Genomic DNA, 19,631 nt, shown 5'->3' on the forward strand with positions numbered 1-19,631 from the left:
GTGCTGTCGCGATTGGCCTGCCGCCGCCAACTTTGCCATCATCGAGTCCGATGACGAGGACTTTCCTGCCCGGCCTGGCCATCGCCGGCGGCCTGGCCGCAGCCGTGACGTTGGGTATGCCGGCCGCGGCGGCCGACGGCGCACTGACCGCGTTCGACGTCGCCGACCCGGCGATCAACGGACTGCAACCGGCGCTGCTGCACGCCCTGCAGAACGCCACCAACGCCGCTGCCGCCGAGGGCATCACGATGACGGTCACCTCCGGGTGGCGTTCCCCGGAGTTCCAGCAGCAGTTGCTCGACGACGCCATCCTGACCTACGGCGACTACCAGGTGGCCCGCCAATACGTGCAGACCCCCGAGCATTCCAAGCACGTCACCGGCCAAGCCGTGGACGTCGGTCCCGAATTCGCGGCGCGCTGGCTGATCAACAACGGCCCGGCGTTCGGGTTGTGCCAGACCTACGCCAACGAATGGTGGCATTTCGAACTGGTCGCCGACCCGGCCGGCCAGTGCCCGCCGCTGCTGCCCAACGCCGCGGGGTAGCGACTCAGCAGACCGAGAGCACCCGCGCGTCGGTGAGATGCGCTGCGGTGGCGGCGACGACGTCGTCGTACTCGACGCCGGGAGCCAGCTCCTGGATCTCGAATCCGGTTCCGGTGACGTCGAATACGCCCAGATCGGTGATCACCCGCTGCACCACCGCCCGACCGGTCAGCGGCAGGCTGCAGCGCGAAACCAGTTTCGGGGCACCGGATTTGGTGGTGTGATCCATCAGCACCAAGACCCGGGCCGCGCCGTTGACCAGGTCCATCGCGCCACCCATGCCCTTGACCATCGAGCCGGGCACCATCCAGTTGGCCAGGTCGCCGTTGGCCCCCACCTGCATACCGCCGAGCACCGCGACGTCGACGTGGCCGCCGCGGATCATCGCGAAGCTGGTGGCCGAGTCGAAGTAGCTGGCGCCGGGCAGCACCGAGACGGTCTGCTTGCCGGCGTTGATCAGGTCCGGATCCACCTCGTCGGCATACGGAAACGGGCCCACACCCAGGATCCCGTTCTCGGCGTGCAGCTGCACGGCCGATCCGGCCGGCAGCTGGTCCGGGATCAGCGTGGGCAGCCCGATGCCCAGGTTGACGTAGTCGCCGTCGCGCAATTCGGCGGCCGCGCGGGCGGCCATCTGGTCTCGGGTCCAGCTCATGCCGGCGCCTCCTGTCGGGTCCGGGTGGTCAGCTTCTCGATGCTCTTGCGGGCGGCTTGCGCCGGGGTGAGCTCATGGATGCGTTGCACGAAGATGCCGGGCAGCTGGATCTCGTCGGGACCCAATTCGCCCACCGGCACCACCTTTTCGGCTTCCACCACGGTGATCCGGCCGGCCATCGCGGCCGGCGGGTTGAAATTGCGTGCCGCAGCGTGGAATACGCAGTTGCCGGCGGTGTCGGCGACCGCTGCGCGCACCAACGCGTAGTCGGTGACGATGGCTTCCTCGAGCAGCATCTCGCGGCCACCGAAGGTGCGGATCTCCCTGGCCGGCGACGCCACCGCCACGCTGCCGTCGGCGTTGTACCGCCATGGCAGGCCGCCCTCGGCGACCATGGTGCCCACCCCGGTCGCGGTGTAGAACGCACCGATCCCGGCGCCGCCGGCGCGCAACCGCTCGGCCAGCGTGCCCTGCGGGGTCAGTTCCACGGTCAGCTCACCGGACAGGTACTGGCGGGCGAATTCCTTGTTCTCACCCACGTAGGAGGCGATCACCCGGGAGATCCGATGGCCTTCGAGCAGCAGACCCAACCCGGCGCCGTCGACCCCGCAGTTGTTGCTGACGATCCGCAGATCGTCGGCGCCCTGGTCGAGCAGCGCCTCGATCAGGAACCACGGGATGCCGGCCAGACCGAAACCACCGACGGCCAGGCTGGCTCCGGACGGGATATCGGCCACCGCTTCGGCGGCCGAGCCGACGACCTTGTTCAGGCTCATGAGTGCTCCAGATGTTCGATGAGGGCGGGGGTGACGATGTCGGCCTGCTCGGCGTTGGCCAGATGTGCCGAACGCGGCACCACCAACAGCCGTGCCCCGGTGATCCGGTCGGCGATGTCGGCCAAGGTGGCGGGCGGGGTGGACGGGTCGTCGGCACCGGCGATCGCCAGCGTGGGCGCGGTGATCGCCGAAAGATCTTGATACAGGTCGAGTTCGGCGATGGCCGCACAGCAGCCCGCGTATCCTTCGGCGGGGGTGTTCGCCACCATGCGCTGCGCCTCGGCGCGCACATCGGGATGCGCCATCAGATAGTTCGGCGTGAACCAGCGCGCGACGACGGACTCGGCGATGGCACCGACGCCCTGCGCGCGCACCGTCGCGGCGCGCTCGGCCCAGGCCGACGCCGGCGGCAGCGCCGGGGCGGTGCACAGCAGCGCCAGCCGATCGACCCGCTCCGGGTTGCGCGCGGCCAACCGCATGGCGGTCATACCGCCCAGCGACAGCCCCACCAGATGGGCTCGCTCGATGCCCAGGCGGTCCAGCAGGCCCAGCACGTCATCGGCCAGGTCGTCGATGCGGTACGGGCCGGCCGGGACCGGCGAGGCGCCATGGCCACGGGTGTCGTAACGCACCACCCGGAAGCGCTGTTCCAATGGGCCCAACTGGGCGTCCCACATCCGGTGCGTCGAGCCCAGCGAGTTGGACAGCACCACGGCCGGGGCGTCGCTGGGTCCGCTGACCAGCGCGTGAACGTCGCAAGCAGGCATGACTACGACGGTAGGCCCAACACTCCATATTCTGAAATACTTAAATCACTCTTATTGATAGCTATATAGTTCAAATGTGGAGCTGCGTCACCTGCGCTACTTCCGCGCGGTCGCCGAAGAGTTGCATTTCGGCCGGGCCGCGCAGCGCCTGCACATCGCGCAGCCGCCGCTGTCCCAGCAGATTCGGGCACTGGAACGCGAACTCGGTGTCGCGCTGCTGACCCGCACCACCCGCAGCGTCGAGCTCACCGCGGCCGGGCAGGCCTACCTGCAGCGGGTGCGGGCCATCCTGGCCGCCGTCGACGACGCCGGCGACCAGGCCCGCCGCATCGCCGAGGGCAGTGAAGGTCAACTGGTGATCGGTTGCGTCGGCTCGGCCACCTACTCGCTGCTGCCCACCCTGGTCCGCGCGCTGCGCGAACGGTTGCCCGGCGTCGAGGTCAGTGTGCGCGGCGAGATGCTGGCCCCGGCCCAGCGCGCCGCACTCGACACCGGTGAGATCGACCTGGCGCTGCTGCGCCCGCCGGTGCCCGACGACGGCGTGCACACCACCCTGGTGCGCCGCGACCGGCTGCTGGCTGTGCTGCCGGCCCAGCATCCGCTGGCCCGGCGCGCCGAACTGCAGCTGAGTGACCTGCGCGACCAGGACTTCGTCGCACACGCCGGGCACGGCCGTTCGGTGATGGGCTCGCTGATTTCCGCACTGTGCGCCGACGCCGGCTTCGTGCCGCGGGTGCGCCATGAGGTCGAGGAGACCTCCACGCTGGTGACCATGGTGGCCGCCGGCCTGGGCGTGGCGATCGTGCCGGAGCCGACGTCGGCGCTGGATATCGCCGGCGTGAGCTACCGCCGGCTGGTGCCGGCCACCCTGGGCGTGGACCTGCTGGCCGCGCACACCGGCAGCTCACCGCTGCTGGACAACGTGCTGGCGGTGCTGCACGACCTGGACTGAGTGGGCATGAGTGACCGGTCGCGTGACCTGCCGCAGCTACGCTGGTCAACCGTGCGTGCCGTGCTGATCGTGAACCCCAATGCCACCTCGACGACGCCGGCTGGCCGCGATCTGCTCGCGCATGCGCTGGAGAGCCGGGTGCGGCTGACCGTCGAGCACACCGACCATCGCGGCCACGCCGTCGAGATCGCGCAACGCGCCGCCGCCGACGGCGTCGACGTGGTGATCGTGCACGGCGGTGACGGCACGGTGAACGAGGTGGTCAATGGTCTGCTCGGCGCGCCGTCCCCGGCGCCACCCATGGTCGCGCCGGCCGTCGCCGTCGTCCCCGGCGGTTCGGCCAACGTGTTCGCGCGCTCGCTGGGGATCCCGCCGGACCCGGTCGAGGCCACCAACATGCTGATCGATCTGCTCGGTACGCACGGCGCGGCGCGGGATTGGCGCCGGATCGGGTTGATGGACTGCGGCGAGCGCTGGGCGGTGTTCACCGCCGGGCTGGGCGCCGACGGCGAGGTGGTGGCCGCCGTGGAGCGCCGCCGGGAACGCAGCCGCCGGCGCAAGGGCGTCACCGCGCGGCAGTACATCAGCATCGCGGTGCCCACGGTGGTGCGCAGCGCCCGTCGGGCACCGACCCTGACGCTGCACCTGCCCGGCCGCGATCCGATCGGCGGCGTGCACTTCGCGTTCGTGTCGAACTCCAGCCCGTGGACCTACGCCAACGCCCGACCGGTCTGGACCAACCCGGACACCAGCTTCGAAACCGGGCTGGGGGTGTTTGCCACGACGAGCATGAATGTGTGGCGCAATCTGTGGCTGGCGCGCCGGATGCTGTCCAAGCGACCCAAGATCGAAGCCAAGCATCTGATCCGCGAGGACGACGTCGACACGGTCACCGTGACGAGCGACACGCCGATCGCCTGCCAGATCGATGGTGAATACGTCGGGTTGCGCGAAACCATGACCTTCCGGGCTGTACCCCGGGCTTTGGCCGTACTGGCCCCTCCTGCAAATACCCATCCTGAGCTGCGAGAATAGATTCACCGCTGTAAATTTTGAGCGCAGGTGAGTTCAGTGTAGTACAAACGAGTGAGCGTCTCGCCAACGGTTCACCGCAGTGAGATAGCCCACGAGTTAACTGACTTCTATTGACATCTGTCGAGCCTCTGGAACGATCAGATGCAACAGTGCAGAAACATCCTGGTGCACGCGTTAACAGCCGAAGAAAATTTTGTGCGCATCCGTGCGCGCTCAGTAAGGAGTAATTGCCATGGATTGGCGCCACAAGGCAGTCTGTCGCGACGAAGATCCGGAACTGTTCTTCCCGGTGGGAAACAGCGGCCCGGCGCTCGCGCAGATTGCTGACGCGAAACTGGTCTGCAACCGCTGCCCGGTCACCACTGAGTGCCTTTCCTGGGCCCTGGAGTCCGGTCAGGATGCCGGCGTGTGGGGCGGCATGAGCGAGGACGAGCGTCGCGCACTCAAGCGCCGCAACGCTCGCACCAAGACGCGCACCGGAGTCTGAGCCACTCCGACCCAGACGTTGTTGACGGCCCCGGCAGTTTGCCGGGGCCGTTTTCTATGCCGCCATCCCGTCCTGCAGGAAAGTGGCTTCCCGGCCCTCGCTCAGAGGCGGCGGCGCCCGATCGGCATCCGCAACACCACGTCGGTGCCGCCGGCCGCCGACGGGTGCATGCCCAGCGAGCCGTCCAGTTCGGTGCTGACCAACGTCCGCACGATCTGCAGGCCGAGGCTGTCGGACTTCTCCAGGGAGAATCCGTCGGGCAGGCCGCGCCCGTCGTCGTGCACGACGACGTCGAGCCAGCGCGCCGAACGCTCGGCGCGGATGGTCACGCTGCCCCGTTTGGCGCCCGGATCGAAGGCGTGCTCCATCGCGTTTTGCACCAGCTCGGTGATCACCATGACCAGCGCGGTGGCGCGGTCGGCGTCGAGCACCCCGAGCGAACCCGCCCGGGTGATCTTGATCGGCGAACCGACCGAGGCGACGTCGTTCATGATCGGCAGGATGCGGTCCACCACCTCGTCGAGGTTGACCTCCTCGTCGACCGACATCGACAGCGCATCGTGCACCAGCGCGATCGAGGTGACCCGGCGCACCGACTCCATCAGCGCCTCACGGCTTTCCGCGTTGTTGGTGCGACGGGCCTGCAAGCGCAGCAGCGCGGCCACGGTCTGCAGGTTGTTCTTCACCCGGTGATGGATCTCCCGGATGGTGGCGTCCTTGCTGAGCAGCGCCCGGTCCCGACGCTTGATCTCGGTGACGTCGCGGATCAGCACGGCCGCACCGGCCGGCACCCCGCCGACCACCAGCGGGATGGTGCGGATCAGCACCGCGGCGCCGCCGGCGTCGACCTCCATCCGCATCCCGGTGCCACCGGCCAGCGAATCCCGCACGTGTTCGGCGAGCTCCTGGGCCTCGAACGGATCCGAGATCAGCGGCCGGGTCACGGCGACCAGTTTGTTGCCCTCCAGGTCGGCGGTCAGGCCCATCCGGTGAAACGCCGACAACGCGTTGGGACTGGCGAACTTCACGGTGCCATCCACGTCGAGGCGCACGAAGCCGTCACCGACCCGCGGGCTGGACCGCGACACCGCCGAGTCGTCGACGTTGGGGAAGGTGCCCTCGGAGAGCATGTGCACCAGATCGCTGGCGCAGTTCAGGTAGGCGCGTTCCAGCGGGCTGGACTTGCGTTGGTCGGCCAGCGCGGTTTGATGGGTCAGCACGGCGATGACGGCGTCGTCGTGGCGGACCGGGACGGCCTCCACGTTGAGCCCGCTGCGCCGCATCGACAGGCTGGCGCTGGGGTCCTGCTCACGTTCCCGGCCGATCGCGCCGGACGTGAAGGCCGCGCTGACCAGCGGCAGATCGGCGGCGCTGGCGACCGAGGCGACGGCGTCGGACAACAACACCGTCGGCGCGGTGTTGGGCCGGCACTGCGCCACGCACACCAGCGAGCCGTCGTCGCGGCGCACCCACATCAGGTAGTCGGCGAAGGACAGATCGGCCAGCAGTTGCCACTCGCTGACCAGCGCGTGCAGGTGGTCGACCGCGCTCAGCGGCAGCACCGTGTGCTCGGCGAGCAGTTCACCGAGCGTCGACATTCGTGGCCCTAGTCGATGACCGCGATGAGGTCACCCGCCTGGATGACATCACCGACGGAGACGGCGACCTTGGTCACGGTGCCGCCGGCCTCGGCCAGCACCGGGATCTCCATCTTCATGGACTCCAGCAGGACGACGGTGTCGCCTTCGCCGATTTGATCGCCCTCGTGAACCACTACTTCCAGCACGCTGGCCACGATTTCGGCGCGAACGTCCTCGGCCATCTTCACTCCGCTCGTTCCTGCTTGAGGCTGACGCTCTATGGAACCACAAGACACCGTGGATCGAGCACTGGCGTGGCCATGCGACAATGGACGGCAACGCCCCGATTGCGGGCAACCAATCTCGAAGTCGACCTGGAGGTACATCATGGCCAAGCGTGGCCGTAAGAAGCGCGACCGGAAGCACAGCAAGGCCAACCACGGCAAGCGGCCCAACGCCGGCGGCTGCAAGTAGGTCCGGTCGACGTCGTCAGACGTAGCTGAAACCGCCCGCGCTCCGTACGGAGGCGGGCGGTTTTGCGTGTTGAGCTGCTGGGCCGGTTTCCGGCGGGCTCCTATGCAGGGCGCCGGACCGGTTTCCGGCGGCGGGACCTCTCAGCCCTTGCGGATGATCGTGGTGCGGCTGATTTCCAGGCGCAGCCGCTGCTTCAACGTGTCCGGTGCCCGCTCGCCGCTGCACTTGTTGGCGATCAGGTGCTTGATCCGCTCCTCGACGCCGTAGTGCCGCAGGCAGGCCGGGCAGGCCTCGAGGTGCTGGCGGAGCCGCTCCTTGGTCTCGACGGTGGATTCACCGTCGAGCAAGGTCCATACCTCGGCGATCACCGACGCGCAGTCCGGGTAATCGGGGTCGACCGCGGGCGGGGTCTGGCATTCTTCGTTGAAGTCCGAGCTCACGACGACACCTCCTCGGGGGCCTCGGCCTGACCGCGCAGGAAGCCACGGTCGCGTGCCACCTCGGACAGCAGTTCACGCAGCTGGCGTCGACCGCGGTGCAGGCGGGACATCACCGTCCCGATCGGTGTGTCCATGATTTCGGCAATCTCCTTGTACGGGAAACCTTCCACGTCGGCGTAGTACACCGCCATCCGGAAGTCTTCGGGAAGCTGCTGCAGCGCTTCCTTTATCTCGACGTCCGGCAAGTTTTCCAAGGCTTCGACTTCGGCTGAGCGCAAGCCGGTCGAGGTGTGCTCGGCGGTCGCGGCCAGCTGCCAGTCGGTGATCTCATCGGTGGCGTATTCGGCCGGCTGCCGCTGCTTCTTGCGGTAGCTGTTGATGTAGGTGTTGGTCAGGATCCGGTACAGCCAGGCCTTGAGGTTGGTGCCTTCCCGGAACGACCGGAACCCGGCATAGGCCTTGACCATGGTTTCTTGCACCAGGTCCTCGGCGTCGGCGGGGTTGCGGGTCATCCGCAGCGCGCCGCCGTAGAGCTGGTCGATCAGCGGGATGGCGTCCCGCTCGAACCGCGCCGTCAGCTCCTCGTCGGTCTCGTCGGCCGCGCGATTGGGCGCGCGTCCGTCCGCATCACCTTCGATGTCGGTCATTCTGGTTGAACCAGTCCCTTCCGCAGCACTCGCCGGGATGACATCCAGCAACGTTACCGTCGCCGAGCTGTCCAGGCAGGTCGCTGACACCGGAGTCCCCTGTTCGCCGATCCTAAAGGTTCACACGCTGAGCTTTCAGCGCTGCCCGTGACAACGAGCTTTACGGCTGCGCTATTTCCACAGTGAGAATTCGCACTAATCTTTCCGCCGTGCCCAAGCCTGCCAAAGCCGCGACCCCGGCGATCGCTGCGCTGCTGGCCGCCGGCGTCGACCATGAGGTACTGGCCTATCGGCACGACCCGCGCGCGCAGTCCTTCGGTGCGGAGGCCGTGGCCGAGCTGGCCGAACGCGTCGGGGTGGTTCCCGAGCAGATCTTCAAGACGCTGGTGGTGGCGTTGCCCCGCGGTTTGGCTGTGGCGGTGCTGCCGGTGCCGGCCAAGCTGTCACTGAAGGCCGCTGCCGCCGCGCTCGGCGTGCCCAAGGTGACGATGGCCGATCCAGCGGCTGCCCAGCGCGCGACGGGGTACGTGGTCGGCGGCATCTCCCCGCTGGGGCAGCGCACCCGGTTGCCGACCGTGGTGGATGCCTCCGCGTGTGCATTCGACCGGGTGTTGTGCAGCGCCGGTAAGCGCGGGCTGGATGTGGCGTTGGCTGCGCAGGACCTGATCGCTCTCACCGATGCCGTCACCGCCGACCTGCGCGCGCAGTAGGTTGGCGCCATGTCCCTTTCCGGCAAGACCATGTTCATCTCAGGTGCGTCCCGCGGCATCGGACTGGCGATCGCCAAGAAGGTCGCCGCCGACGGCGCCAACGTCGCGTTGGTGGCCAAGACCGCCGAGCCGCATCCCAAACTCGAAGGCACCGTCTACACCGCGGCCAAGGAGATCGAGGAGGCCGGCGGCCAGGCCCTGCCGATCGTCGGCGACATCCGCGACGGTGATTCGGTGGCTGCAGCGGTGGCCGCCGCCGTCGAACAGTTCGGCGGTATCGACATCTGCGTCAACAACGCTTCGGCGATCAATTTGGGGTCCATCGAGGAGGTGGGGCTCAAACGCTTCGACTTGATGAACGGTATCCAGGTGCGCGGCACGTATGCGGTGTCGCAGGCCTGCATCCCGCATATGAAGGGCCGGGACAATCCGCACATCTTGACGTTGTCGCCGCCGGTGCTGCTGGAGTCGAAGTGGTTGCGGCCCACCGCGTACATGATGGCCAAGTACGGGATGACGTTGTGCGCGTTGGGGATTGCCGAAGAGCTGCGCGGCGCGGGGATCGCGTCGAACACGCTGTGGCCGCGCACCATGGTGGCCACCGCGGCGGTGCAGAACCTGCTCGGCGGCGACGAGGCGATGGCCCGGTCCCGCAAACCTGCGGTGTACGCCGACGCGGCCTACGCGGTGTTGAACAAGCCGTCCAGTTACACCGGGAACACGCTGCTGTGCGAGGACGTGCTGGTGGAGTCCGGGGTCACCGATCTGTCGGTGTACGACTGCGTGCCAGGTGCCGAGCTGGGTGTGGACCTGTGGGTGGATTCGCCCAACCCGCCGGGCTACACCGGGCCCTGATTTCCGGCCGCGTTCATCCTTCCCTTCATCTAGAACCTACGTAGGCGAAAACCGCCCGAACGCCTACCTAGGTTCTAACTCAAACCTTCCGACCGCATTCACCTAGAACCTACGTAGGCGAAAACCGGCCGAACGCCTACCTGGGTTCTAACTCAATGCGGGGTGGGCGGGCTAGCTCAACGCGAGGCTTCGTAGAGGATGCCGCGGCCGATCGCCTCGCGCACCACCGGCAGCGCCGCTTCGGCCAGCGCGTCGGCGTCCACACCGTGGTGGGCGGCCAGCAATCCGATCAGCACCGAAAGCGGTACTTCACCGCGACAGCCGGCCAGCAACGCGCGGGACACCTCGTCGACGCCGAGCACCGCGCCCGGGCCGCCGGGCCGACGCACCGCGGCGCCGACCAACTGCCAGCCCTCTTCGCCGGGCAGTGAATGCTCGTCGAGGATCACCGGGGCCGTGGACAGCCGGGCCGCCAGCAGCTCGGCATCGGTGGTACGGCGCAGATAGGTCCGGCGGGCGAAGAACGCCTCGACCTCCGGACCGGTCAGGGCTTCGTCGGCGCCGGTGATCTCCTCCAGGATCTGTCCGGGGGCACCGGCTTCGCCAACTTCGGGGGCACGCAGGCAGATCATGCCCATGCCCACCCCGGTGATGCCTTCGGCGTCGAACCAGTCCAGCCACTGCCCGCCGCGCTGCGCCACCTGCTCGGGTGTCTCACCGGCGTCGGCGGTCCACAACGAGACGTAGCTGACCGGATCGGCCAGCTCACGTTGCACCACCCAGGCGTGTAATCCGCTGCCGGCCAACCAACCTCGCACCCGGTCGCGCCAGTCGTCGCCGTCGCGCACGATCCAGTTGGCCATGATCTGGGCGCTGCCACCGGGATTCAGGTAGGCCGGGATCTGCTCGATCAGGCTCTGGCACAACGAATCCGAGGACATGCCGGAATCCCGGTACTCGTAGTCCTGACTGCCCGACCCCACCACGAACGGCGGGTTGGACACGATCAGGTCGAAACGCTCCCCCGCCACCGGCTCAAACAGGCTGCCGGGGCGCAGATCCCACCGCAGGCCGTTGAGCCGGGCGGTGGCTGCGGCCAACGCCAACGCACGCGCGTTGGTGTCGGTGGCCACCACCTGCTCGCAGTGCCCGGACAGATGCAGGGATTGAATCCCGCAGCCGGTACCCAGATCCAAGGCACGTCCGACCGGGGCCCGAACCACGGTGCGCGCCAACGACACCGACGCCGCACCCACCCCGAGCACGTGATCGCGGCGCAGCGGACCGGCCCGCAGCACCGAATCCTGATCGGCCACCACCAGGAAGTCGCGGGCACCGTCGCTGTGCGGACGGACATCCAGCACCGCGCGCACCCCGTCGGAGCAGGCTTCCAGCACCCCGTTGGCGATCAGCGCCTCCACCCCGGCGCTCGGCAACGCACCCTGCAACCCAGCACGCGGCTCGTCGGCGCCGAGCAAGAACAACCGCACCAGCACGGCCAGCGGCGACGCATCACCTCGCAGCGCACGCAGCGCCGGCCACCACACCCCGGTCTGCAATGCGGTATCAGCCTGCTCACCGAGCAGCGCGCTCACCCCGTCGATGGTGTAACCAGCGGCCCGCAGATCAGCACCGAGAGCATCGACGACGGCCGGCTCCGCCAGCGGCTGGCTCAAAACAGCTCTGCCTGTTCGGGTTCCGGGCCGACCGCGGCGATCAGTTCCGGGCCGTTGTTGCGCACGCTGTTGACCAAGGTGGACACCTCCCGAATCGCGATCCGGTCCAGGTCGCCGTGCCCGCGCAGCAATCCCTCGTCGATCGGGGCGTCCGGGTCCAGCCAGCGGTCCCAGTCGCCGGCGCTGATGGTCAGCGGCATCCGGTCGTGTATTTCCGCCAGCGGGCCGACCGCCTCGGTGGTGATGATGGTGCAGCTGAGCAGCGGCGAGGTGTCCGGCGCGGCGCCCTTGGGTCGCCAGGTGGACCACAACCCGGCCATGAACAGCAGCTCGTCGTCGGCGGCGTGCAGGTAGAACGGCGTCTTGGCGCCCTTCTCGCCGCGCCATTCGTACCAGCCGTCCATCGGGACCAGGCACCGCTTGTTCTTGGCCGAGGAGCGAAACGCCGGGGATTCGGTGACGGTCTCGGCGCGGGCGTTGATCAGCAGCGGGCCCTTGGTGTCGGGGGTGCCGTCGGCGGTGGCCTTGGCCCACGGCGGTACCAAGCCCCACCGCATCAGGCGAACCCGGCGGGTGGCGTCGTCCTCGGGCTCGCTGTGCCGTTTGACCACGGTGGCGACCGTGGTGGTGGGCGCGACGTTGTAGTTGGCGCCCGGGTCTGCGCCCGCGCGCGAAGCCTCGTCGATCGCCTCGATCTTCTGTGCGAGCAGGGCCGGATCGGTGGTCATCGCGAAACGTCCACACATACCTGCCATCGTTGCAGAACCAGCCGACAAGGCAGGATGGACCCGTGGGAACCCAACCTTGGAAGGCTCCGCACGCCTCGGCCCCGGTGCACGCCACGGTCACCGTGCCCGGGTCGAAGTCGCTGACCAACCGCACCCTGATCCTGTCGGCGCTGGCCGCGCATCACGGCGGCACCTCGACCATCAGCGGTGCGCTGCGCAGCCGCGACACCGACCTGATGATCGGTGCCCTGCGAGACCTGGGCCTGAACATCGAGGGTGAGGCCACCGAGCTGACCGTCTCGGGCCGGATCGCACCCGCCGACGGCGTCCGACTGGACTGCGGCTTGGCCGGCACCGTGCTGCGGTTCGTGCCGCCGCTGGCCGCCCTCGGCGACGTGGCGGTCGAGTTCGACGGCGATGAGCAGGCCCGCAGCCGCCCGATCGCCCCACTGCTGGATGGCTTGCGTTCGATCGGCGTCGACGTCGACGGCGATGTCCTGCCGTTCCGGGTGCGCGGCGCCGGGGCGGTGCGCGGCGGCTCGGTGTCGATCGACGCCTCGGCCTCCTCGCAGTTCGTCTCCGGCTTGCTGCTGTCCGGGGCCGCCTTCGACGGCGGGCTGGAAGTCATCCACGTCGGTGACACCATTCCGTCGGCGCCGCACATCACGATGACGACGACGATGTTGCGCCAAGCCGGTGTCGACGTCGACGACGCCACCGCCAACCGGTGGCGGATCGCCGCTGGCCCGGTCGGTGCCCGGCACTGGCAGGTGGAACCCGATCTGTCCAATGCGGTGCCGTTCCTGTCGGCGGCCGCGGCGGCCGGCGGTGCGGTGCGCGTCGCCGGTTGGCCGGACGGTGGACTGCAACCCACCGAAACCGTGCTGGGCATCCTGGATCTGGTGAATGCCACTGCCATTCAAGGGGATTCGCACCTGGAGATCACCGGCACCGGCATCTATGACGGGTTCGACGTCGACCTGCAGGAAGTCGGTGAGCTGGCGCCGGCGGTGGCCGCGCTGGCGGCCCTGGCCACCGAGGGTTCGGTGTCGCAGCTGCGCGGCATTGCGCATCTGCGTGGGCACGAGACCGACCGGTTGGCTGCGCTGAGCGCCGAGATCAACGGGCTCGGCGGCCGATGCGAGCAGACGCCGGACGGATTACGCATCACCGCAACGGCTTTGCATTCCGGCACCTGGCATTGCTACGCCGATCACCGAATGGCCACAGCCGGCGCGATCGTGGGATTGCGGGTGCCCGGCGTCGAGCTCGACGACGTCGACACCACCGCCAAGACCCTGCCCGGCTTTGCCGATATGTGGACCGACATGCTGTCCGGGCAGGGATAATCGGCCGGTGCGAGGGCGCGGCCACGACTACGACGAATCCGACGTTCGGATCCGTCCCGGCAAGGGTTCCCGGCCGCGCACCAAGATCCGTCCCGATCACGCCGACGCCGAAGCGGCGATGGTGGTGACCGTCGACCGCGGTCGCTGGGGCTGTGTGCTCGACGGTGACCCCGACCAGTTGGTCACCGCCATGCGGGCCCGGGAGCTGGGCCGCACCCCGATCGTCGTGGGTGATCAGGTCGACGTGGTCGGCGATCTGTCCGGGCGCCCGGACACCTTGGCGCGCATCGTCCGTCGCGGCAAACGCCGCACCGTGCTGCGTCGCACCGCCGATGACGACGACCCCACCGAACGCGTGGTGGTGGCCAACGCCGATCAGCTGATGATCGTGGTCGCGCTGGCCGATCCGCCGCCGCGCACCGGGTTCGTCGAACGCGCGCTGATCGCGGCCTACGCCGGCGGGCTGACACCGGTGCTGTGTTTGACCAAATCCGATCTGGCCGAAGCCGAACCATTCGCCGCGCAGTTCGCCGACCTGGACCTGGCGGTGATCACCGCCGGCCGCAACGACCCGATCGAACCCGTCGAGCAACTGTTGGCCGGCAAACTGACCGTGCTGCTCGGACATTCCGGGGTGGGCAAGTCCACGCTCGTGAATCGCGTTGTGCCGGAAGCAGAACGGGCGATCGGCGAGGTGTCGGGCGTCGGCAAGGGCAAGCACACCTCGACCCAGTCGGTGGCGCTGCCGCTGCGCGACGGCGGCTGGGTGATCGACACCCCGGGGGTACGGTCGTTCGGTTTGGCCCACGTCGAGCCCGACGACGTGTTGCTGGCGTTTTCGGATCTGTCCGAGGCGATCACCGACTGTCCGCGCGGCTGTGGACATCTGGGCCCGCCGGCCGATCCCGAATGCGCGCTGGATCAGCTCACCGGACCCGCCGCTGGTCGGGTGCAGGCCGCGCGGTTGCTATTGGCGGTCCTGAACTCTTCCCCATCGAGTTAGTGCCCAGGTAGGCGATTTCGCGTCAAACACCTACCTGGACACTAAATGAACGCGGATCAGGCGAACGCAGGTCAGGCGAAGGGCTCTTCGCCTTCCAGCTTGGTGCGCACCAACAGCCGGCCCGAATCCGGGTTGTACGGCATGGCGCGGTGCATGGTGCCGGTGTTGTCCCAGATCACCAGGTCGCCCACCGACCACTGATGCCGGTACACGAAATCGGGCTGAGTGGCCCATTCACGCAGCCGCACCAGCAGTTTGACGCTCTCCCGGAAGTCCATGTCGACCACGTGCCGGGCCGTGCAACCGATCACCAGCGATTTGCGACCCGACTTGTGCGTCCAGACCAGCGGCAGTTCCTGATCGCCGATCCGCATCATCTGCTCGATGTGCGCCAGCGACGGCTCCGGATCGAAGTAGAACACCGTGTTCCACGCCGAGTGCATGGCGGTCAAGTTCTCCAGCGCGGCCTTGTCCTCGTCGGACAGGTCGTCGTAGGCCGCATAGGTGTTGCAGAACTCGGTGTCCCCGCCGCCGTCGGAGGGCAACTGCACCATGCGCAGCAGCGACGCCAGGATCGGCACGTCGTTCATGGTGCCGTCGATGTGCCAGTACAGCGAGCCCTTGAGGTAGTCGGCCTGGGCGTTGACCTTGGTGTCCAGCGTGACGCTGTAGACCTTCTCGCCGCTGCGCTCCGGGGCGAAGGTGCCCAGCGTCTGGGTGAACGCCACCTGCTCGTCGTCGGTGAACCCGATCTGCGGGAACACCAGCACGCCACGCTGCTCGAGCAGTTCGCGCAACTCCCCCGCGTGCTCACCCGAGAGCAGCACGTCCTTGTCGGCACGGACCTCGGTGCCGATCCGGGGCTTGATGTCACGGGTGTTCAAGATGCTGACGGTCGAGGTCATGTGATCCCATCCCTTCGAAGTTCCTAGCCGATCGTAAAGTCCTAGCCGATCGTAAAGCAAAACTTGCCGATCGTAAAGTTGTTCCCTTTACGATCGGCAAGTAACCTCTGCAACATGACTTCGGTGGACGCCACCTCGACCAGGCAGCGCCTCCTCGATACCGCAGTTCAGCTGTTCATTCGGTACAGCTTCGCCGGCACCTCGTTGCAGATGATCGCCGACGAACTCGGCCTGACCAAGGCTGCGATCTACTACCACTTCCGCACCCGCGATCAACTGCTGGTCGCGCTGATGGACCCGATCCTCAACCAGGTGCGCGACGTCGTCGAGGCCGCCGAGCAGCACCGGGGCGCCCGCAAGCGCACCGAGGCGTTCCTCGACGGGTACGTGGAGGTGACCGCGGGCAATCGACTGTTGGCTGCGGTGACCACCTTCGATCCCGGTGTGCGTACCGCGCTGCGCAACAATCCGCAGTGGCGCGACCTGATCGACCGTCAGGTGAAGTTGTTGACCGGCAACGACTCCGGGCCGGAAGGCGTCATCACGGCCACCGCGGTGCTCACCGGCTTGGCCGGCGCAGCCTCAGCCGCACCGCGCGGCGTGGACGACGACACCCTGCGCCGCCAACTGCACGCGATCGGCCGCCGCGCACTGGGGCTGCAGTCGAACTGACTGACCACCTGGTCACCAAAATGAGTCGCTAGGTCAGGGTCCAACTTCAGGGCTGTCCCAAACCCAGAGACCTACCGATCGGCAGCCGTGGTGTAGGTGCCGGCGCCGAGTCCAACGTCACGGCTGCCAATCCGTAGGTCCGCAGATGATTCACAACCCTGGTGCCGGACTGGCTCATAGCAACCCAGAAAGACCACAGCATCTCCGCGCTGCCCGCGGCGATACACACCGCGGGGCAGCCTAATTCAAACTCAGGCAGCCAGATCCGATCCGCCGTCGGAAGTCTCCGACGCACGAGCTTCCCGACGCACCCGGCGCTTGGCCCGCACCGCAGCGATGGCACTGCGCAGACCGCGCTTGCGCCCGGTGCCGGCATCGATGGCGGCGAAGTCGGGACCCAATTCGTCGAACATGTACTCGCTGCGGGTCTCCGGCGCGTCATGCGCGTCGTCGCGCAGGAACTTGTCCGGCAGCGACAGCTTGGCGATGGTGCGCCAGGTCTTGGCGTACTGCACCAAGAACGGCCCGGTGGTGTAGGGCAGGTCGTACTTGTCGCACACCTCGCGCACCCGCAGGGAGATCTCGTGCAGCCGGTTGCTGCAGATGTCCGGGTACAGGTGGTGCTCGATCTGGTAGCACAGGTTGCCACTCATGAAGCGCAGCACCGGACCATTGTCGAAGTTGGCACTACCCAGCATCTGGCGCAGGTACCACTGCCCCTTGGTCTCCCCGACCATGTCGGTCTTGGTGAACTTCTCTGCGCCATCCGGGAAGTGGCCGCAGAAGATCACCGCGTTCGACCACAGGTTGCGGATGATGTTGGCCACCGCGTTGGCCTTGGCCGTCGAACCGTAGGTCGCCCACGGCGACAACGAGGTGATCGCCGGGAACGCGATGTAGTCCTTGGCCACCTGACGGCCGGCCTTGGCGCCGAACTCGCGCATCCGGACCAGGGTGGCGGCGCGATCATCGCGGCCCTTGAAGATCTTGCCGATCTCCAAGTGCTGCAACCCAACTCCCCACTCGAACAACGTGGCGAGCATGGTGTTGTAGAGCAGGTTGAAGATGTTGTTGGGCTTCCAGCGCTGATCGCGGGTGACCCGGATCAGGCCGTAGCCCACGTCGTCGTCCATGCCCAAGATGTTGGTGTACTTGTGATGCATGAAGTTGTGGGTGAACCGCCAGTGCTTGGAAGCCCCGGTCATGTCCCACTCCCAGGTCGAGGAGTGGATTTCGGGATCGTTCATCCAATCCCACTGACCGTGCATGACGTTGTGGCCGATCTCCATGTTCTCGATGATCTTGGCCACGCCCAGGGTCACCGTGCCGGCCCACCAGAACTTGCGTTTGGAACTGCCGGCCAGCAGCAGCCGACCGGCCAGTTCCAGGCCACGCTGCGCGGCGATGGTACGACGGATGTAGCGTGCGTCGCTCGCCCCGCGGGAGTCTTCGATGTCTTGCCGAATGGCGTCGAGTTCGACTGCCAGGCTCTCAATATCAGCGTCGGTCAAGTGCGCAAACGCAGGAACGTCAGTGATCGCCATCGTCGTCCTCCTCTCGCTTTCGTCCTACCTACGCAACCGTAACCTACGAAGCCGTAGGTTACCAGTCGGTACGCCAAATTAAATGTCAATCACGCAGTCGCCAGCCGCGGCCGAGACGCACGTCTGTATCCGGGTACCCGGTTCGTGTTCATCCCCGGTGCGCAGATCACGCACGTGACCCTCGACCAGGCCCACGACACAGGATTGACAGATGCCCATCCGGCAGCCGAATGGCATCTGCACGCCGAGTTCCTCACCGGCATCGAGCACCGACGTGGCCGCATCGGCGGCCACGCTCTTGCCACTGCGTGCAAACGTCACCGTTCCCCCAGTACCCGCAACCGCGGCCCGGGACACCGCGAATCGCTCCAGATGCAGTCGCTCGGCCAGCCCGGCCGCGGTCCACATCCGCTCGGCATCGGCCAGCATGGCCTCTGGACCGCACGCCCAGGTCTGCCGGTCCCGCCAATCCGGGACCTGCTCGTCGAGCCGATTCAGGTCCAGCCGGCCCTGGCTGCGGGTGGCCCGCACACTCAGCCGGTAGCTCGGATGACGGGCGGCCAGTTGTTCGAGTTCGGCCGCGAACAGCACATCGGCCGCGGTGGGCGCGGAATGCACGTGCACGATGTCGGTGATCTGGTCACGTCGGGCCAGCGTGCGCAACATCGACATCACCGGCGTGATCCCCGATCCCGCGGTCAAGAACAACACCTGCGCGGGCGCCGGGTCGGGCATCACGAAATTGCCCTGCGGGGCGGCCAAGCGCACGATCGTGCCCGGCTCGACGCCGTCGACCAGGTGGTTGGACAAGAAGCCTTCCGGCATCGCCTTGACCGTGATGGTGATGGTGCGCTCCCCGGCCACCGGGCTCGAGGTCAGCGAGTAGGAACGCCAGCGCCAGCGGCCGTCGATCAGCACGCCGATGCCGATGTACTGGCCCGGCTGGTAGTCGAACGAGAAGCCCCAGCCCGGCTTGATCACCAGCGTGGCAGAGTCCTCGGTCTCGCGTTGCACCGACAGGATCCGGCCGCGCAGCTCGCGCGCCGACCACAGCGGATTCGCCAACTGCAGGTAGTCGTCCGGCAACAGCGGTGTGGTGATCCGGCCGAACAGCTTGCGCAGCGCATGCCAGCCCGGGTTGCGCTCGGCGCCGGCGATGGTGGGTCGAACGGTGTCGACGACCTTTGCGCTGACTTTGATGTAATTCTTGGCCATCCAGTGGCTCCTGCCCGAAGTGGCGACGATCAATGGCTGAGCCGCGTACGCAACCTACGGTACCGTAACTTACGCTTCCGTATCTAGTCGCAAGTGCTACAGAAGTTCCAGCAGGAACGGCAGTTCCTGGGTGGCGTACCACGCCAGGTCGTGGTCCTGGGCATCGCCGACGGTCAGTTCGGCGTCCTCATCCCCCAGGTCGGCCGCGTCGATCACCTTGATGGCGGCCGCGACCGCGGATTCGGCCGAGGCGTTGTCGACGTAGGCGGCGACGACGTCGGCCAACTGCACCGGGCCGGTCACCCGCACGACGGCGTCGTCCAGATCGGGACGCAACGTCACCGGCTCCACGTCGGCGACCAGCACGGCCCGCCGGGTGGGCAACTCTTCGGCGCCGTCACCGTCGGCGTCCATCGCCAACAACCGCAGCGACGCCAGCGCGGCCTCGCGCATCGCGACCTCGCCGAGTTCGTCGTCGTCGCCCTCGCTGTAGGCCTCGCGCAGTCGGGGGGTCACCGCGAAGGCGGTACCGCTGAGGGGGGTTACCGAGCCGTGTTCGACGAGATGCCGCAGTGTGGCCAACGTGGCCGGGACGTAGACCCGCACACCGGCAGGG

23 protein-coding genes are annotated in these 19,631 nt (G+C 67.6%); 10 read left to right on the plus strand and 13 right to left on the minus strand.

The genetic code is table 11. From position 1 onward, the window contains the following. Nucleotides 1-50: 50 nt before the first annotated feature. Nucleotides 51-545 carry a M15 family metallopeptidase gene (locus AC5Y3P_RS08390; RefSeq protein ID WP_500045442.1) on the plus strand — a complete coding sequence of 165 codons (495 nt, stop codon included), beginning with the start codon at nucleotides 51-53 and terminating at the stop codon, nucleotides 543-545. Nucleotides 546-549: 4 nt separating this feature from the next. Here AC5Y3P_RS08390 and AC5Y3P_RS08395 read toward each other — a convergent pair whose 3' ends face one another. The 3 genes from AC5Y3P_RS08395 to pcaD are packed head-to-tail and all read right to left on the minus strand — an operon-like array spanning nucleotide 550 to nucleotide 2,743. Then, nucleotides 550-1,200, minus strand: a complete 651-nt coding sequence (locus AC5Y3P_RS08395) for a 3-oxoacid CoA-transferase subunit B (RefSeq protein WP_500045443.1) — start codon at nucleotides 1,198-1,200, stop codon at nucleotides 550-552. After that, complete coding sequence (locus AC5Y3P_RS08400; protein WP_500045444.1) at nucleotides 1,197-1,976, minus strand: CoA transferase subunit A; 780 nt, start codon at nucleotides 1,974-1,976, stop codon at nucleotides 1,197-1,199. Before AC5Y3P_RS08400 ends, AC5Y3P_RS08395 begins: the two co-directional genes overlap by 4 nt. Next, complete coding sequence (gene pcaD / locus AC5Y3P_RS08405) at nucleotides 1,973-2,743, minus strand: 3-oxoadipate enol-lactonase (protein ID WP_500045445.1); 771 nt, start codon at nucleotides 2,741-2,743, stop codon at nucleotides 1,973-1,975. Before pcaD ends, AC5Y3P_RS08400 begins: the two co-directional genes overlap by 4 nt. Before the next feature lie 76 nt (nucleotides 2,744-2,819). Here pcaD and AC5Y3P_RS08410 point away from each other — a divergent pair, with 76 nt between their 5' ends. The 3 genes from AC5Y3P_RS08410 to whiB1 all read left to right on the plus strand — a co-directional run bounded on the left by AC5Y3P_RS08410 (nucleotide 2,820) and on the right by whiB1 (nucleotide 5,217). Continuing rightward, nucleotides 2,820-3,695 carry a LysR substrate-binding domain-containing protein gene (locus AC5Y3P_RS08410; RefSeq protein WP_500045446.1) on the plus strand — a complete coding sequence of 292 codons (876 nt, stop codon included), beginning with the start codon at nucleotides 2,820-2,822 and terminating at the stop codon, nucleotides 3,693-3,695. Between the two features lie 51 nt (nucleotides 3,696-3,746). Then, nucleotides 3,747-4,730: a diacylglycerol/lipid kinase family protein gene (locus tag AC5Y3P_RS08415; protein WP_500045566.1), complete on the plus strand. Its 984-nt coding sequence runs from the start codon at nucleotides 3,747-3,749 to the stop codon at nucleotides 4,728-4,730. 232 nt (nucleotides 4,731-4,962) lie between these two features. Then, nucleotides 4,963-5,217 carry a transcriptional regulator WhiB1 gene (gene whiB1 / locus AC5Y3P_RS08420; RefSeq protein ID WP_370068683.1) on the plus strand — a complete coding sequence of 85 codons (255 nt, stop codon included), beginning with the start codon at nucleotides 4,963-4,965 and terminating at the stop codon, nucleotides 5,215-5,217. Between the two features lie 101 nt (nucleotides 5,218-5,318). On the opposite strand, the gene AC5Y3P_RS08425 is transcribed toward whiB1, so the two are convergent. After that, nucleotides 5,319-6,815, minus strand: a complete 1,497-nt coding sequence (locus tag AC5Y3P_RS08425; protein ID WP_500045447.1) for a sensor histidine kinase — start codon at nucleotides 6,813-6,815, stop codon at nucleotides 5,319-5,321. 8 nt (nucleotides 6,816-6,823) lie between these two features. Next, nucleotides 6,824-7,039 (minus strand): biotin/lipoyl-binding carrier protein, encoded by a 216-nt coding sequence (locus tag AC5Y3P_RS08430; RefSeq protein ID WP_500045448.1) that lies wholly within the window; start codon nucleotides 7,037-7,039, stop codon nucleotides 6,824-6,826. Between the two features lie 145 nt (nucleotides 7,040-7,184). Here AC5Y3P_RS08430 and AC5Y3P_RS08435 point away from each other — a divergent pair, with 145 nt between their 5' ends. Next, complete coding sequence (locus AC5Y3P_RS08435; RefSeq protein WP_500045567.1) at nucleotides 7,185-7,271, plus strand: 50S ribosomal protein bL37; 87 nt, start codon at nucleotides 7,185-7,187, stop codon at nucleotides 7,269-7,271. A 140-nt stretch (nucleotides 7,272-7,411) separates the two neighbouring features. Here the strand turns inward: AC5Y3P_RS08435 and rsrA are convergent, their stop codons facing one another. Together rsrA and AC5Y3P_RS08445 are read right to left on the minus strand one after the other, a co-directional pair. Continuing rightward, nucleotides 7,412-7,711 carry a mycothiol system anti-sigma-R factor gene (gene rsrA / locus AC5Y3P_RS08440; protein ID WP_500045449.1) on the minus strand — a complete coding sequence of 100 codons (300 nt, stop codon included), beginning with the start codon at nucleotides 7,709-7,711 and terminating at the stop codon, nucleotides 7,412-7,414. Next, nucleotides 7,708-8,358 carry a sigma-70 family RNA polymerase sigma factor gene (locus AC5Y3P_RS08445; protein ID WP_500045450.1) on the minus strand — a complete coding sequence of 217 codons (651 nt, stop codon included), beginning with the start codon at nucleotides 8,356-8,358 and terminating at the stop codon, nucleotides 7,708-7,710. The genes rsrA and AC5Y3P_RS08445 overlap by 4 nt, the downstream gene beginning before the upstream one ends. A 209-nt stretch (nucleotides 8,359-8,567) precedes the next feature. Between AC5Y3P_RS08445 and AC5Y3P_RS08450 the strand changes: the two genes are divergently transcribed. After that, nucleotides 8,568-9,068, plus strand: a complete 501-nt coding sequence (locus AC5Y3P_RS08450; protein ID WP_500045451.1) for an aminoacyl-tRNA deacylase — start codon at nucleotides 8,568-8,570, stop codon at nucleotides 9,066-9,068. 9 nt (nucleotides 9,069-9,077) lie between these two features. Then, nucleotides 9,078-9,923, plus strand: coding sequence for an SDR family oxidoreductase (locus AC5Y3P_RS08455; RefSeq protein ID WP_500045452.1), 846 nt, complete (start codon nucleotides 9,078-9,080; stop codon nucleotides 9,921-9,923). A 176-nt stretch (nucleotides 9,924-10,099) separates the two neighbouring features. On the opposite strand, the gene AC5Y3P_RS08460 is transcribed toward AC5Y3P_RS08455, so the two are convergent. Together AC5Y3P_RS08460 and AC5Y3P_RS08465 are read right to left on the minus strand one after the other, a co-directional pair. Further along, nucleotides 10,100-11,599: a DUF7782 domain-containing protein gene (locus AC5Y3P_RS08460; protein ID WP_500045453.1), complete on the minus strand. Its 1,500-nt coding sequence runs from the start codon at nucleotides 11,597-11,599 to the stop codon at nucleotides 10,100-10,102. Then, nucleotides 11,596-12,345: an SOS response-associated peptidase gene (locus tag AC5Y3P_RS08465; RefSeq protein WP_500045454.1), complete on the minus strand. Its 750-nt coding sequence runs from the start codon at nucleotides 12,343-12,345 to the stop codon at nucleotides 11,596-11,598. Before AC5Y3P_RS08465 ends, AC5Y3P_RS08460 begins: the two co-directional genes overlap by 4 nt. A gap of 44 nt (nucleotides 12,346-12,389) precedes the next feature. Here AC5Y3P_RS08465 and aroA point away from each other — a divergent pair, with 44 nt between their 5' ends. Continuing rightward, nucleotides 12,390-13,676, plus strand: coding sequence for a 3-phosphoshikimate 1-carboxyvinyltransferase (gene aroA / locus AC5Y3P_RS08470; RefSeq protein ID WP_500045455.1), 1,287 nt, complete (start codon nucleotides 12,390-12,392; stop codon nucleotides 13,674-13,676). A gap of 7 nt (nucleotides 13,677-13,683) precedes the next feature. Next, nucleotides 13,684-14,679 (plus strand): ribosome small subunit-dependent GTPase A, encoded by a 996-nt coding sequence (rsgA, locus tag AC5Y3P_RS08475; protein ID WP_500045456.1) that lies wholly within the window; start codon nucleotides 13,684-13,686, stop codon nucleotides 14,677-14,679. Nucleotides 14,680-14,750: 71 nt separating this feature from the next. On the opposite strand, the gene AC5Y3P_RS08480 is transcribed toward rsgA, so the two are convergent. After that, nucleotides 14,751-15,584 (minus strand): TauD/TfdA dioxygenase family protein, encoded by an 834-nt coding sequence (locus tag AC5Y3P_RS08480; RefSeq protein WP_500045457.1) that lies wholly within the window; start codon nucleotides 15,582-15,584, stop codon nucleotides 14,751-14,753. Between the two features lie 114 nt (nucleotides 15,585-15,698). On the opposite strand from AC5Y3P_RS08480, the gene AC5Y3P_RS08485 reads away from it, so the two are divergent. Then, complete coding sequence (locus AC5Y3P_RS08485; protein ID WP_500045458.1) at nucleotides 15,699-16,256, plus strand: TetR/AcrR family transcriptional regulator; 558 nt, start codon at nucleotides 15,699-15,701, stop codon at nucleotides 16,254-16,256. Nucleotides 16,257-16,507: 251 nt separating this feature from the next. On the opposite strand, the gene AC5Y3P_RS08490 is transcribed toward AC5Y3P_RS08485, so the two are convergent. From AC5Y3P_RS08490 to AC5Y3P_RS08500, 3 genes are all read right to left on the minus strand, one after another. Beyond that, nucleotides 16,508-17,800: a fatty acid desaturase family protein gene (locus AC5Y3P_RS08490; protein WP_500045459.1), complete on the minus strand. Its 1,293-nt coding sequence runs from the start codon at nucleotides 17,798-17,800 to the stop codon at nucleotides 16,508-16,510. Between the two features lie 78 nt (nucleotides 17,801-17,878). Continuing rightward, nucleotides 17,879-19,015, minus strand: a complete 1,137-nt coding sequence (locus AC5Y3P_RS08495) for a ferredoxin reductase (protein WP_500045460.1) — start codon at nucleotides 19,013-19,015, stop codon at nucleotides 17,879-17,881. A 96-nt stretch (nucleotides 19,016-19,111) separates the two neighbouring features. Further along, nucleotides 19,112-19,621 (minus strand): DUF6912 family protein, encoded by a 510-nt coding sequence (locus AC5Y3P_RS08500; RefSeq protein ID WP_500045461.1) that lies wholly within the window; start codon nucleotides 19,619-19,621, stop codon nucleotides 19,112-19,114. Between the last annotated feature and the right edge of the window lie 10 nt (nucleotides 19,622-19,631).

It is taken from the genome of Mycobacterium sp. NGS45, assembly GCF_059812645.1.